Here is a 15304-nt window from a genome sequence, read left to right on the forward strand (position 1 = left end):
ATTGTAAAATGGATTACATACGATCCATGTACCAATTTAGTTCCTTTTCCATTTTTTGGTATTTAAAAATAGCAGTAATTATTTTTTGCAAGCGAACAAAAGCAGTTTCACTTTTCACTACGTAATCAAATGCCTTGTGATGCATACAGTTTATTGCCACTTCAATTTTATCTTGAGAAGATAACATTACAACTGGAATTTCTGGATTGAAAGCTTTTACTTTATCTAATGTTTCAAGACCGTTCATCGCATTTGCTACAATACCATCAAGTTGATAATCTAATATTATTACATCGGGATTATTGGATAAATTGGCAATACAGAGTTCTCCTGTTGAATAGGTTTCAACCGTAAAATCAGCATTTTCCATAAATTCAATTTCTAAAGATTTCAAAAACAATGCATCATCATCTACCAGAAATATTTTTACTTTATTGTTGTTGTCATTCATCATATTGTATTTTTTATTGTGTTAAATTCTTCTTGTAATTCAATGCATGCTTGTAAACAAATGTTTTCCAATTCTAGCACCAAATCATCTATTTCATCTGTTTTTTCTTGTGATATTGCGAAATCCTGAATTTTTTTCGCCATGTTTTCAAAATCAGGACTCATCCCCATTATTGCAAAAGAGGGAATTATTTTGTGTGCTGCCGAACCCAATAACGTCCAATTTTTTTCTGCTAAACTTTGTTTAATAGTTGAAACTAGAGGAGGCGTTTGTGCTAAATATAAAGATATCATTTCCATCATTAATGTAGGATTCGATTTTGTTCTTTGGTTTAAATAAACTAAGTCTGTGTACTTTATTTTTTTCTTTGCAATCTCTTCCTCTTCTCTTTTTTTATTAAGTGCAGTAGTAACTTTGGCAAGTTTTGGCTTTTTTAACGCGCCAACAATTTTGCTGTATAATACTTTTTCATCTACAGGTTTTGCAAGGTAATCGTTCATTCCTACAGCTCTGCATTTAGCCAAATCAACGGTTGTCACATCAGCAGTTAATGCGATGATTGGTATATTTGAATTCATTGTATTACGAATGTATTCTGTAGCTTCAAACCCATTCATTTCTGGCATTTGTAAATCCATTAGTACAATGTCATAATCATTTTCTTTTAGTTTTTCGATTGCTATTTTACCATTTTCGGCAATATCTCTGGCAAAACCAAAATCATCTAATAGTGTTTTCATAAGCAATTGATTAAGAGGAATGTCTTCAACTACCAATACTTTTATATTTTTTATTTCAGAATCTAATTCCATTATCTCATTTTCTAATTCTGGATCAATATTGGTTTTTTGAAAACCTAACGTAAAACTAAAGGTAGAACCTTCATTAAGATTACTTTTTACACGAATGGTTCCACCTTGCGGCTCTATTAATTGTTTTACAATAGCGAGTCCTAACCCTGTTCCACCATACAATCTTGAAGTTCCGCTGGATGCTTGTTGAAAGTTTTCAAATATTTTCCCTATTTTTTCTTCTGGAATACCAATTCCAGTGTCCGTTACTGAAAATTGAATAATTACGTTATCAGTATCTTCATGCAATAAATCGACACTGACTGTAATTTTTCCTTTTGTTGTAAATTTTACAGCATTACTGACTAAATTTAAAATAATTTGATGCAAACGAACGGGGTCACCTATGAGAATTTTTGGAATTTTATTGTCATATTCCTGAATCAATCGTAAGTTTTTTTCCTGAATTTTTGTTTCAAATAAATGGAGCATAGCAGCTATAGAAGATTTCATTTTGAAAGGTGTTTTTTCAAATGTCATTTTGCCTGCATCTACTTTTGCTAAATCAAGAATATCATTAATAAGTACAATTAATGCATCGCCACTCATTTTAATAGCATCTAAATATTCTTTTTGTTTTGTTGTCAAGTCTGTTTTCAAAACCACTTTGGTAAATCCAATGATTGCATTCATCGGTGTACGTATTTCATGGCTCATATTGGATAAAAATTGCTGTTTTGCTTTTACCGCATTTTCAGCTATAAAAGTCGCATTTTCAGCATTTATTTTTGCTCCTTCAGCAATTTCAGTGGCTAGCTCAGCAAAAACCCGTGCCTCAATTAACTCATTAGCGATTTTTTTCTGATCTGTAATATCTCTTGCAACAACAACAACACCAATCACATTTCCTTTTTCATTTTTATAAACAGAACCGTTGAACAATACATCAGTCAGTTTCCCGTTTTTATGGCGAAGAGTAAGCGGTGAATCGGCTACGGAACCTTTTTCAAATACTTCCTGATATACTTCACGAGCTTTTTGTTGTTCTGTAAAATAATCGAAGAAATAAGAATCTTTAAGTTCTTCACGAGACATACCTGTAATAGTTACAGTTGCCTCATTCATATCGGTAATTTTTCCTTGGGTATTTATAGTAACCAAAGGATCTCGACTTGCTTCGATTAAACTTAGAGTATATTGCGAATCTAATTTTGCGGTGTTACTAAGCTCTTTAAGTTCTTTATTTACAATTTCCCGTTTTTCTTTTTCATCGTTTTGAAAAAGAAGTTCTTTGTTGGCAATTACTAATTCAGCTGCCCGTTTTTCTTTTTCTTTATTTTGAAAAAGAAGCTCTTTGTTGGCAATGATTAATTCGTCTGCGCGTTTTTCTTTTTCTTTGTTTTGAAAAAGAAGTTCTTTATTGGCAATAACTAACTCTGCAGCACGATTTTCTTTTTCTTTATTTTGAAAAAGAAGTTCTTTATTGGCGATAATTAATTCGTCTGCTCGCTTTCCTTTCTCATCGTTTTGATATGCCAATTCTTTGTTAGCAATGACTAATTCAGCTGCGCGTTTTTCTTTTTCATCGTTTTGATACGCTAATTCTTTGTTAGCAATTTTTAGATCTAATGCCCATTTTTGCCCAGCAATATCTCTTGACACTATCACTACACCCAAAACATTTCCGTGATCATCTTTATAAACTGAACCGTTAAATAAGACATCTGTTAGTTTTCCTTTTCTATGGAGAAGTGTAAGTGGAGAATCAGTTATTGAACCTTTTGTAAAGGCCTCCTGATATAGTTCTTTGGCTTTTTGGGGCTCAGTAAAATAATCAAAGAAATCAGTACCAATTAATCTTTCTCGATTGACACCCGTAATATTCACAGTTGCCTCATTCATGTCCGTAATCTTCCCAGCGGTATTTATTGTAATTAAAGGGTCTAGACTTGCTTCAATTAGACTTCTGGCGTATTTTGATACTTGATTATTTATAATTTCTATTTTTTTATTAAAAACGGATGGGTCAATTAAATGCTCTTATTTTTCCTCAATTAAATTTCCAACTTCTTCAATAGGATTGCGTCTTTTATCCTTTAATTGTTTAAAATGAGAAGGGGAGAGTCCGGTAACTTTTTTAAACTGACTGGATAAATGGGCTACACTACTATAATTCATTTTCCAAGCGATTTCAGTTATATTCAATTCTCCATAAATAATCAATTCTTTTATGCGTTCCGTTTTATGGCTAATTATAAATTGTTCAATGGTAGTACCTTGTACTTCTGAAAACAAGTTTGATAAATAGGTGTAGTCGTGATTTAATTTTTGACTTAAATAATCTGAAAAATTAATTTTAATATTTTCAGTTGAATGGTGAACCATATCAATAATTACATTTTTTATTTTTTCGATTAACATGGATTTTTTATCATCCATTAATTCAAGTCCTGAATCTAAGAGAGCAGCTTTTAATTTTTGTCGTTGCTCCATAGAAATGTTTTCCATGATTTCGACTTCTCCCAAATCAACAACCATAAAGTGTAATTTGAGCTTTTTTAATTCTTCTTTTACCGCCATTTTACAGCGATTACTTACCATGTATTTTATGTATAGTTTCAAATATATTTCTTTTACAGTTAGGACAAAAATACTTATTCGGTTTAAAGATACATTATATAATTTTACAAATTAATTATATAATTAAAAAATTAGTCCACAATACTTTGCTTTTTTAAGTAGAAATGGTTATTAAAGAAAAACTGTATTTGACTAAGTATGCCTGTTTGTCTGGTGAATATTGATTTTTAAACATTTGTTTTTTAGAATATTACGCTTATGTTTGCTGCTTTGATTTTGTATTATTTTTTAATTTTTTAGGCTCCAATTTTTATGTAAAATACCAATATTACGCTTTAGGAATCTCTTTTTCTTCAGGATATATTTTCTGTTACTATGTAAAAACCTACTTATCTTTGATAGGATATTCCCTTGAACATATCTTGTGCAGTTTATTATAATTCTAAATATGATTTTAAGATATGGGAAATTAGAGTTCTATTAAGAGCAATTAGTTAGGAAGTTGTATAAAAAAATCGTATTTTAAATAAATTTATGTTTATTTAAAATACGATTAACGGGTAACTTTAAACATCAGTTAAAATTAAAAATTAATTGAATGAGTCAACCCAATCCAATGATTTAATCGATGAAACCTTATTTTCTTGATTAAGTAAAACACGAAGTTCTTTATTTGCTACTTTTTTTGTATATAATGCTTTGTAACGAAAAACAGTTGTGCCATCGGTATTATTTTTATAAACTTCAATTAACTGAAGATCAATAAAGGTACCGTAATATTGACGAAATCGAGTACAGGTCTTTGTCAGTCTCTCCTCCGTTGTATTTTTAATTACAGATAGTGTCGCCTCACTTTCGTTAAAAGGTTTAAACTTGGAGGTATTACAAGTCATCAAAACTCTCTTTCCTAATTCGTAAGCTTTATTCTTTTGACTATTATCTATTTCAGATAATGCTAGTTTCACTATTTTTGCTTTTTCTGGTTCTGGAGCAGTTGTGCCTTTTTTTGATTTACATCCAATGAGTAAAAGGATTGTCATGACAATAATTAATTTTTTCATAATCTATTTTATTTTTAATAATAAGTTAGGATCCGGACAGTTTTTTAAATAATAATCTAAATCACTTTTGCTACAAACCCCAGGATAATCTCCAAACGTATTTGAAATTTCTTCTATTATTTGAAAATGCAAGTGTGGGGCATAATCTCCGTTAACTAATGCATCTCCTAAGGTCCCAATTTGCATTCCTTTTTCAACAATATCTCCAATTTCTATATTGCTGATACTTTCTAACGAAAGATGCCCGTATAAAGTATAAAAACGTTGTTTTTCTATTTTGTGTTCTATAATAATAGTAGGGCCATAATCACCCACGCCGGTGTTGTAATTAAAACTGTGAATAAATCCATCAAGTGCTGCCAAAACAGGAGTCCCTGCTTTAATCCATAAATCTAAACCAATATGAATATTGCGTTCTTCTGTTTTAGGATCATTAAAAACAGTACTTCTTTTGTATAAATTTCTAATTTCATTATAACCTCCAAAAGCTACTTTTGCATTGTTTTCGGTTAAATAGTTTTCAATGTATTTTTCAAAATGAGATGAATCAGCAATTTCTTCTTTGGCAAGGACATCGTTTGTAATTGATAAATTCAAAGGAATGTATTGACTGTAGTCAATGGATTTGTCTATTACTTTGACATTTTGTATGTTCCTTAAAATTGTTTCTAAAACCTTCATATTCGATTATTTTTATAAAGTTTAAATTTAAAATAAAAAAAGCCAACATAAATAACTTATGCTGGCATTATAACTTTTAATTAAGAAAATAGTTTCTGTTATTTTTTAACTTCAATTTTTGCTTCACCACCGGAAACATTTACAGTTGTTTTACTGGCTCCATCTTTGGTTGTTACATTTACACCATCAGTACTAACTTTTATAGATGTACTATCTTTTGCTTCTCCAGAAACTGCTGCAGCTTCAGTAGTTGTTGTTTCGCTTGATGTTTCAGTTGGTGTTGGCATGGGAGTTTCTTCTTTTTTCTTGCAAGAAACGATTACAATCATTGACAATATTCCTAAAAGTAATGCTGTTTTTCTCATATTTATTTTTGTTTAAGGTTATTAGCCCATTAATTGATTGACAATTTACTATTTTAAATCTTTAAAAGAGAAAAACGTTTTACTATTTTAAAAAAAAAATCCCAATCGTAAAGATTGGGATTTCAATTTATAGTATTAATTCTTAATATAAATTTGGATATTTTGAGGGATTCACCTCGTTCATCATTGCATAAACTTTCTCGAAAATATCTTCGGTTGATGGCTTAGAGAAATAATCTCCATCTGTTCCATAAGCCGGTCTGTGTGCTTTTGCAGTTAACGTTTGAGGTTTACTGTCTAAATAGTTGTAGGCATCTTGTTGCTCAATTATTTGTTGCAAAATATAAGCCGAAGCACCACCAGGAACATCTTCATCAATTACCAATAAACGATTTGTTTTAGCTATACTTTTTACTACATCTTGATTGATGTCAAATGGGAGCAAAGATTGTAAGTCGATAATTTCGCAATCAATCCCAACTTCAAGAAGCTCTTTAGCGGCTTGCTGCACTAATCGTAAAGTCGAACCATAAGAAACTAATGTAATATCAGTTCCTTCTTTCAAAGTTTCTATAACCCCAATTGGAGTTTTGAATTCGCCATAATTCAACGGCATTTTTTCTTTCAATCGATACCCATTTAAACATTCGATCACTAAAGCTGGTTCGTCACATTCTAACAAACTGTTATAAAAACCCGCTGCTTGTGTCATATTTCTAGGAACCAAAACGTGAATTCCTCGTATGGCATTTATGATCATTCCCATAGGGGAGCCAGAGTGCCAGATGCCTTCTAAACGGTGTCCTCGAGTACGTATGATTAGTGGTGCTTTTTGTTTTCCAACAGTTCTGTATCGCAATGTAGCTAAATCGTCACTCATGATTTGAATGGCATACAATAAATAATCTAAATATTGAATTTCGGCAATTGGGCGTAAGCCTCTCATAGCCATTCCAATTCCTTGACCTAGAATGGTAGCTTCACGAATTCCAACATCGGCAACGCGAAGTTCTCCGTATTTTTCCTGCATTCCTTCTAAACCTTGATTTACATCACCAATAGCTCCTGCATCTTCTCCAAAAATTAATGTTTCAGGATATTTAGTGAAAATAGCGTCAAAATTATCGCGTAAAATCATTCGTCCATCAGTATCTTCTTTAGCATCTTCAGGATATACCGGTAAAACTTTTTCAACAGAAAACACATTTAAATCGGTTTCTGAAAATAAGTTGCTGCTAAAATTCTTTTGGGTTTTAATTGTATAGTCTGTAATCCATTGCGATAATTCTTGTTTACCATTTTCATTAAGGATTAAACGCAATACTTTACGGGCAGTAACCAGTATTTCTTTCTTCAAAGGAGATTTTATTCCGCTTAAATCAGCAATGAATTTTAATATTGTCTCCTTATTATTACTAGATTCAGCTATTGTTTGCAATAAAGCAACGAGTTCTTTTTGCTCTTCAACGATAGGTTCTATAAAGGCATTCCAAGCGGCTTTTTTACCTTCTAAAACATCTTTTTTAGCTTGTACATCAATCGCATCAATGTCTTCTGGAGAAGCAATATTAATCGCAATCATCCATAATTTCATTTGACGAATACAATCAAAATCTCTTTCCCAAGCCAATCGGTCTGCGTTTTTGTATCTTTCGTGAGAACCTGAACTGGAATGTCCTTGAGGTTGCGTCAATTCGTTTACATGAATCAATACAGGGATATGATTTTCTCGGGCAATATCGGCCGCTTTTTCATAAGTGGCAATCAAGTCCGCATAATCCCAGCCTTTTACTCTTAGAATTTCAAAACCATTGGTATCGTGTTCTCTTTGGTATCCTTTTAATATTTCGGATATATTTTCTTTAGTAGTTTGGTGTCTGGCGTGAACAGAAATTCCATATTCATCATCCCAAACACTCATTACCATAGGAACTTGTAAAACACCTGCAGCATTTATGGTTTCAAAAAACAACCCTTCAGATGTACTGGCATTTCCAATAGTTCCCCATGCAATTTCATTTCCTTCAATTGAAAAATTGGAAGCATTTGGTATTCCTGAAACTTGTCTGTATATTTTTGATGCTTGAGCAAGACCTAATAATCTTGGCATTTGTCCTGCTGTAGGAGAAATATCAGCACTAGAATTTTTTTGCTTTGTTAAATCTTTCCATGAACCATCTTCATTTAAACTATGTGTGGCAAAGTGACCACCCATTTGTCTTCCGGCTGACATGGGGTCTTGTTCAATATCAGTGTGACCGTATAATCCGGCAAAAAATTGTTGGATTGTTAATTCTCCAATGGCCATCATAAAAGTTTGATCGCGATAATATCCAGAACGAAAATCACCATTTTTGAAAGCTTTCGCCATGGCTAGTTGTGGTACTTCTTTTCCATCACCAAAAATACCAAATTTAGCTTTTCCGGTCAATACTTCTTTACGCCCTAATAAGCTACATTCCCTACTTATTATAGCTATCTTATAATCATTCAAAACTTCGATTTTGAAATCTTCAAATGTCAATGCAGTACTGGTTTTTTCTTTTATCATAATTGAAAAGTATAACTTTGTGAGGCAAATTTACTTAAAAACTAGCGATTTTCATAATTGATTATAAAAATAGAATTAAATTATTTCAATTTATTCTACTAAAAAGAACTTTATTTTTTTGCTATATGTAATTTTACATATGATTTAATAAGAATAATACAATTAATATTCATAATTACATTAGATTAAAACCATTTTCGATTAAAAAGATTGATTAATGTTTTAGGTGAGAAAGTGACTATAAAACGAATTTTTTCATTGTAATTGTTTTGAGAAATTTCCCATCCATTATTTGAATATATCGGAAAATACAATTCAAAATAGTCAGTCACTAAGTTGAGACGAATTCCGCTATCATATACAAATTTTTCATTTTGGCTATTATTTTTTATAAAACCTACATCGCCATATACCTCAATCCAATTCCAGATACTGTAACTTGCATTTAAACTGGTGATCCATCTATTCGCAAAAGGTGTGACAATTTTCGATTTAAAGCCTCCTTCTGCCAATATAAATTGTTGGCTGAAAAGTCCCGTGCTCTCAGACCTTCCAAAATAATTATAATCAAATAGGTAGTCTGTTGGTCTGTCTAATGCGAAACTGAAAAAATCCGATTGCGTTTTATTATACAAGAAACTTCCAGCGTATAAGCGTAAATTAATTTGGCGATTGTCTTCAAATAGTTTTCGATATTCAATTTCACCGGTAACTTTTCCAAATTTCCCTGAAACTTGGACATTAGAACTAAAGTTAAAATGATTGGTTACTTCTGTTTTTGTATTGATATATCTAGCATCAAAAACGGAATAATTTTGAGGGGAATTCTCAGTAACAAAAGCACTTTTTTCCTTATTCACAATTACTTGGCGGAATAAGATTAATTGTTTTCTATTGTCTCTAAAGTTTGACTCTCTAATTCGCAATTGTACTGTAGGATTTAATTTAAGATAAGTGGCATCCTGCGCATAATGAAAGTAAGAGCCACTCATCGAATATCGGGCATTATAAAGGGCACTGTTTCTATAATTTTGATTTACTACAAAAGAAGCTGATCCGGATAAATTATTGGATTTAGAAGAATAGGAAGGATTAATGTCGAAAATAAAAGGTTTGTCTAAAATAGTTTTATTGTGCAATCGAACTCCAGGAGTCAAACCATCATATAAATTATAAGATAATGTGGGTACATACAAAATTTGGTTGTAATATGGGTCTTCTAAATCTTTCATAAACACAAACTTTACAGGACGATTGTTTGGAAAAAAACCGCCAAGTTTTTTCCAATTATTCCTTAAATTGTATTCCGGAACTTCATTTTTTAAATTTAAAATAATTTTATCTGCTTCCTTTCTCTCAAATGTAAAAGTGCTGTCACATTCTTCAATGTCCAACCATTGCTTAAATACAATTTTACCTTTTTTTGTACCATAAACTGGAATAGGAATAGGAGCTCCTGTTCTGTTTATCACTGAAAAAGTAATGCTGTCTTTAGTTTTTGTTACACTCGAAAATTTATAATCAATAATGTCTCTTGAATTAATAATGGTATTAAAAAACCAATTGATATCCTTAGTTGTATTTGATTTTAATAACATTTCAAAATCGGATTTTGACACTTGTGTCAGCTGATTTTTTTTATAAAATGCTTTAATGCTAGTATCAACTGCATCGTTTTGCAAGTAATCATCCAGAAAGCGAATGCTTAATCCTGCCCGGTATTTACTGGCGATTTGTTCATTAAATTTGATTAAATTATTTTTCGGACTACCTAGTTGTTGGTCCAGATTTTTACGAGCCATCAACATATAGAAATAGCTGTATTGATCATTGAAATCAATATTAGCTAAGTTAAAACTTTTCAATAATTTAATTTTAGAAAGACTACCAACCATTTTAGTTTTTGGGTGATTTTTATCTATATATTTCATCATCGCATAGACTTGAATCCCATCATAAATCCAATTGTCTTTTCTGGGATCCAGATGCAAACTCGTTTTTAAATATTCTTTTAGATAGGTTTTTAGAAACTTAATTTCAAAAAGAAATTCATCCGGAAACGGACTTATAAATGAAGGAAGCTGATTTAATCCATAAAAAGGATTTCTTTCATAATCCGTTTGAGAAACAATGATTTTTTCATGAGGATATTTTCCAATTAAATCGTTAGTAAAATTTATAACTCGGTCAATTACAATTGCTTTTTGAGTAGTATCTAATTTATTGTTTTTTAAATCAGTCAGCACTTCAACAGAGCTATTTTTGTAACTCTCAAAACTGGATTTAGGTTCAATAATAAGACTGAAATCAGTTCTATTATTTCCTGATAATCTGTAATGTGAAAAGTCATTATTTCCAGTTGTCTTTTCGCTATTTAAGTCTGAGCTGACTTCTAATTTTTTTGAGATTTTAAGATTAATTTCAAAATCAGAAACTCCATTGGCAATATCATCCAGATTATTATTACTATTTTTTATAAAAGTATGATTTTCATAACGCGCAGGAGTAAGATACCAGTTTTTTAGGTTAAATGTGCTGTTGTTATTGTAGCCATATTTCGTGAATTTTTCACTGGGAATTTTGCTGATATACGAAAGGTAAAGAGTAATTTTCTGGTTTGGAAGTAACTGATTTTTTAATTGGACAACAATGTAATCAGGGTTTTTTACTGTTCTTTGCCAAAATAAAAACTGCTGAGTGCCATCATTAACAATCAAATTTATTGTACTGCCACGTTCTTCATCTTTGGCTAAATGAAAACCCCTGTAAAATTCATCCGAAAATCGTTTGGCAAGAGGTGTGTTTTTATTGGAAAATGCATGATTCCAGTCATTCAAAACGATCGATGTTAACGTATCATCGGACTGATTTATGAAAATAATTTCCTGATTAATAATCAATGATTTATTTTCAGCATTAAGCTCTGCTCTAATCTTGGACTGATGTTGCGCATATTGATTTCCTGAAGTTAATAAAACAAGAAAATAAATTGTAATTTTAAGGTATGCTTTCAAATTTCGGTATTAATTTATTAAAAAAAAATAAATATACTTATAATTAGATATAATTGTTCTAATGTCCTTAAAGTTAAGCAAAAAAAAGAAGCTGTTTTTGAGGCAGCTTCTTTTTTTTAAAAATTAGGTGATAAATCGTATCTCTTATAAAAGGTATTCAGAACATCAACGACCTCATCTTCGGTGTCAACAATTTTAAACAAATTCAAATCTTCCGCATGAACGGTGCCTTCTCGTTCTACTAATACTGTTTTAATCCAATCAATCAAGCCCGACCAAAAACTGGTTCCAACCAATATGATAGGGAATTTGGCTATTTTTTTTGTCTGAATCAAGGTCATTGCTTCAAACATTTCGTCCAAAGTACCAAAACCGCCCGGCATCACTACAAAACCTTGGGAATATTTGACAAACATCACTTTTCGAACAAAGAAATAATCAAAGTTCAAATTCTTGTCGTTGTCGATATACGGGTTAAAATGCTGTTCAAAAGGCAATTCAATATTCAATCCCACTGATGTTCCGCCGCCAAGATGTGCACCTTTATTTCCGGCTTCCATAATTCCAGGACCGCCGCCAGTAATCACGCCATAGCCAGCTTTACTAATTTTGTATGCAATTTTTTCTGCCAATAAATAATTAGGATCTTCAGGTTTGGTTCGTGCGGAACCAAAAATAGAAACACAAGGACCAATGCGTCCCATACTTTCATAACCGTTTACAAATTCGGCCATAATTTTAAAAATCGCCCAACTATCATTGGTTCTAATCTCATTCCACGTCTTTCTTTTTAATCGGTCTTGGATAACTTTATCCTCGTCATTATCAAAATCTTCTAATCTCATATTCTCTATTTTATAATCTTATTTTTTTTGGAGCTACTTCCAGCTATTCGTTTCAATCTTAATCGCCGAACCCCGGCTCATAAGGATTTCCACTTCTATCTGGGCTAGGCTCTGGAATACTAAAGTAATTCTTTTTTCAAGAATTGCGCCGTATAACTCTTCTTAATTTTTATAATTTCCTCAGGAGTTCCTTTGGCAATAAGCTGTCCGCCGCCTTTTCCACCTTCAGGACCAATATCAATAATATAATCTGCAAGTTTGATTACGTCCATATTATGTTCGATAATCAAAATTGTATTTCCTTTATCAACCAGTTTATTAATCACTTCCATCAACACTCGAATGTCTTCAAAATGCAATCCGGTTGTAGGTTCGTCCAGAATATAAAACGTATTTCCGGTATCTTTTTTAGACAATTCTCCTGCCAGTTTGATGCGTTGCGCCTCACCACCGGAAAGCGTTGTGCTTTGTTGGCCCAATGTGATGTAACCCAAACCAACATCCTGAATCGTTTTTACTTTTCTATAAATCTTCGGAATCATTTCAAAAAACGGAACCGCTTCATCCACGGTCATATTCAACACATCTGAAATAGATTTTCCTTTGTATCGAATTTCCAGTGTTTCTCTGTTAAAACGTTTCCCTTGACAGGTTTCACATTCTACATAGACGTCTGGCAGAAAGTTCATTTCAATCGTTCGCACACCAGATCCTTCGCAGGTTTCGCAACGACCGCCTTTTACATTAAAACTAAATCGGCCTGCTTTGTATCCCCGAATCATACTTTCAGAAGTCATCGTAAACAAATTTCTGATTTCGGTAAATACTTCGGTATAAGTTGCCGGATTACTTCTGGGCGTTCTACCAATCGGGCTTTGGTCTATATCAATCACTTTATCGATATGCTCCAATCCTTCAATTTTTTTATACGGTTGTGGTTTTTTGACTCCATTAAAATAATACGCATTCAAAATAGGGTAGAGCGTTTCATTAATCAAAGTAGATTTTCCACTACCTGAAACTCCAGTCACACAAATCATTTTGCCCAAAGGCAATTCTATCGAAACATTTTTCAAGTTATTTCCTGTTGCTCCGGTCAGTTTCAGGAATTTTCCATTTCCTTCTCTACGCTTTTTTGGAACCTCGATTTTCATTTCACCATTCATGTACATGGCGGTAATAGTATGATGTTTCAGGATTTCGGCAGGCGTTCCTTTGCTGATGATTTCGCCTCCATATTTTCCTGCTTTTGGTCCAATATCAATTACATAATCCGCGCGTTCAATCATGTCTTTATCGTGTTCCACCACAATTACAGAGTTTCCAATATCTCGTAATTGCTCCAGAGAATGAATTAGTTTTTCGTTGTCTCTTTGGTGTAAACCAATACTTGGCTCATCCAGGATGTACAAAACACCAACCAACTGTGAGCCAATTTGTGTTGCCAAACGGATGCGTTGGGCCTCGCCACCGGAAAGTGATTTGGAACTTCGGCTTAAAGCCAAATAATCCAAACCTACATTCATCAAAAAGTTTAATCGATCTTTAATCTCCTTGATTACTTCAGTAGCGATACGCTTTTGTTTATCAGATAAGTGGTTGTCTAAATCAAGAAACCAAGTGGTCAAATCCGAAATGTCCATATCGCACAGTTCGGTAATATTTTTTCCATTAATTTTAAAGAATTGTGCTTCTTTTTTCAAACGGGAACCTTCACAAACCGGACATTTTATTTCGTCCATGAATTCCTTGGCCCAACGTTTTATGCTTGTTGAACCGCTTTCATCATGTTGATTTTTGATGAAATGCGAAATCCCTTCAAAATCAATTTTGTATTCTCTGGCAACGCCAAGATCTTTAGAATTGATGGTGAATTTTTCTTTTCCGCCATTCAAAATCATTTCCATCGCCTCAGCAGGAATGTTGTTAACTGCATCTGTCAATTTGAAGCCATATTTTTCACCAATAATTTCCAATTGCTTGAAAATCCAGGATGATTTATATTCTCCTAATGGAGCAAAACCTCCCGCTTTTATTGATAATTTTGGGTTTGGAATAATCTTCTTTGGGTTGATTTCGTTTACTGTTCCCAAACCGTTGCAATGGTCGCAAGCCCCTTTTGGTGAATTGAAAGAGAATAAGTTTGGTTCTGGATTCTGATAGGAGATTCCCGTAGTTGGACACATCAAATTTCTGCTGAAAAAACGAACTTCATTAGAATCTTGGTCTAAAACCATCAACACATTTTCTCCGTGATGCATGGCTGTATTGATACTTTCTGCCAAACGTTTTTCATTGTCAGGAGTATCTTCAATAACCATTCGGTCCACTACAATTTCGATATCATGTGTTTTGTAACGGTCGAGTTTCATCCCTAAAGTAATATCCAGCACATCACCGTTTACACGAACTTTAAGGAAACCTTGCTTAGCAATTTGTTGAAAAAGTTCCGCATAATGTCCTTTTCGAGCGCGAATAACTGGTGCCAAAATATTGATGCGTTTTCCAGTAAAATCCTGAATGATCAAATCTTTGATTTGCTCATCAGAATAGGAAACCATTTTCTCGCCCGTATTGTAACTGTATGCATCAGCGCCACGAGCATACAATAAACGCAAAAAATCGTAAATTTCAGTGATAGTTCCGACGGTGGAACGCGGACTTTTACTAGTTGTTTTTTGTTCAATAGCAATTACTGGAGAAAGTCCGTCAATTTTATCGACATCGGGACGTTCTAAACCACCCAGAAATTGACGCGCATACGCCGAAAAAGTTTCTACATAACGGCGTTGCCCTTCGGCATAAATGGTATCAAAAGCTAAGGAGGATTTCCCGGAACCCGAAAGACCGGTAATTACAACCAGTTTTTCACGAGGAATGGAAATATCTATATTTTTTAAGTTGTGAACGCGAGCGCCTTGAACTTCAATGGTATTGTCTTTGTCTAGCATAATTTTTGCAAAAA

General features: G+C 32.8%; 10 protein-coding genes. All 10 read right to left on the minus strand.

Annotated elements, in window-relative coordinates; translation table 11 throughout:
- Positions 1–13: 13 nt before the first annotated feature.
- The 10 genes from BC952_RS08870 to uvrA all read right to left on the minus strand — a co-directional run bounded on the left by BC952_RS08870 (position 14) and on the right by uvrA (position 15290).
- On the minus strand, positions 14–454 hold the full coding sequence (locus tag BC952_RS08870; RefSeq protein ID WP_121365247.1) for a response regulator: 441 nt from the start codon (positions 452–454) through the stop codon (positions 14–16).
- On the minus strand, positions 451–3273 hold the full coding sequence (locus tag BC952_RS08875; protein ID WP_341866841.1) for a PAS domain-containing hybrid sensor histidine kinase/response regulator: 2823 nt from the start codon (positions 3271–3273) through the stop codon (positions 451–453). The genes BC952_RS08870 and BC952_RS08875 overlap by 4 nt, the downstream gene beginning before the upstream one ends.
- Positions 3274–3282: 9 nt before the next feature.
- Entirely contained in the window at positions 3283–3843 is a 561-nt protein-coding gene (locus tag BC952_RS08880; protein WP_091169109.1) for a helix-turn-helix domain-containing protein, read from the minus strand.
- A gap of 569 nt (positions 3844–4412) precedes the next feature.
- On the minus strand, positions 4413–4883 hold the full coding sequence (locus BC952_RS08885) for a hypothetical protein (RefSeq protein WP_121365248.1): 471 nt from the start codon (positions 4881–4883) through the stop codon (positions 4413–4415).
- Positions 4884–4886: 3 nt separating this feature from the next.
- On the minus strand, positions 4887–5564 hold the full coding sequence (locus BC952_RS08890) for a peptidoglycan DD-metalloendopeptidase family protein (protein WP_121365249.1): 678 nt from the start codon (positions 5562–5564) through the stop codon (positions 4887–4889).
- A gap of 98 nt (positions 5565–5662) precedes the next feature.
- Positions 5663–5929, minus strand: a complete 267-nt coding sequence (locus tag BC952_RS08895; RefSeq protein WP_121365250.1) for a hypothetical protein — start codon at positions 5927–5929, stop codon at positions 5663–5665.
- Positions 5930–6071: 142 nt separating this feature from the next.
- The gene (locus BC952_RS08900; RefSeq protein ID WP_121365251.1) at positions 6072–8480 is read right to left on the minus strand and encodes an alpha-ketoacid dehydrogenase subunit alpha/beta; all 2409 of its coding nucleotides are present in this window, start codon (positions 8478–8480) and stop codon (positions 6072–6074) included.
- 185 nt (positions 8481–8665) lie between these two features.
- On the minus strand, positions 8666–11413 hold the full coding sequence (locus BC952_RS08905) for a gluzincin family metallopeptidase (protein WP_121365538.1): 2748 nt from the start codon (positions 11411–11413) through the stop codon (positions 8666–8668).
- 197 nt (positions 11414–11610) lie between these two features.
- Positions 11611–12339, minus strand: coding sequence for an LOG family protein (locus tag BC952_RS08910; RefSeq protein WP_121365252.1), 729 nt, complete (start codon positions 12337–12339; stop codon positions 11611–11613).
- Between the two features lie 119 nt (positions 12340–12458).
- Positions 12459–15290, minus strand: coding sequence for an excinuclease ABC subunit UvrA (gene uvrA / locus BC952_RS08915; RefSeq protein WP_121365253.1), 2832 nt, complete (start codon positions 15288–15290; stop codon positions 12459–12461).
- Positions 15291–15304: the final 14 nt, after the last annotated feature.

The sequence above is a fragment of the Flavobacterium limicola genome, from assembly GCF_003634755.1.
Taxonomy (GTDB): Bacteria; Bacteroidota; Bacteroidia; order Flavobacteriales; family Flavobacteriaceae; genus Flavobacterium; species Flavobacterium limicola.

Excerpts from the sequence above, each read along its gene's own strand:
- BC952_RS08900 (WP_121365251.1), bottom strand. The coding sequence starts at position 8,480 with ATGATAAAAGAAAAAACCAGTACTGCATTGACATTTGAAGATTTCAAA.
- BC952_RS08870 (WP_121365247.1), bottom strand. The coding sequence starts at position 454 with ATGATGAATGACAACAACAATAAAGTAAAAATATTTCTGGTAGATGAT.
- uvrA (WP_121365253.1), bottom strand. The coding sequence starts at position 15,290 with ATGCTAGACAAAGACAATACCATTGAAGTTCAAGGCGCTCGCGTTCAC.
- BC952_RS08910 (WP_121365252.1), bottom strand. The coding sequence starts at position 12,339 with ATGAGATTAGAAGATTTTGATAATGACGAGGATAAAGTTATCCAAGAC.
- BC952_RS08890 (WP_121365249.1), bottom strand. The coding sequence starts at position 5,564 with ATGAAGGTTTTAGAAACAATTTTAAGGAACATACAAAATGTCAAAGTA.
- BC952_RS08885 (WP_121365248.1), bottom strand. The coding sequence starts at position 4,883 with ATGAAAAAATTAATTATTGTCATGACAATCCTTTTACTCATTGGATGT.
- BC952_RS08895 (WP_121365250.1), bottom strand. The coding sequence starts at position 5,929 with ATGAGAAAAACAGCATTACTTTTAGGAATATTGTCAATGATTGTAATC.
- BC952_RS08880 (WP_091169109.1), bottom strand. The coding sequence starts at position 3,843 with ATGGTAAGTAATCGCTGTAAAATGGCGGTAAAAGAAGAATTAAAAAAG.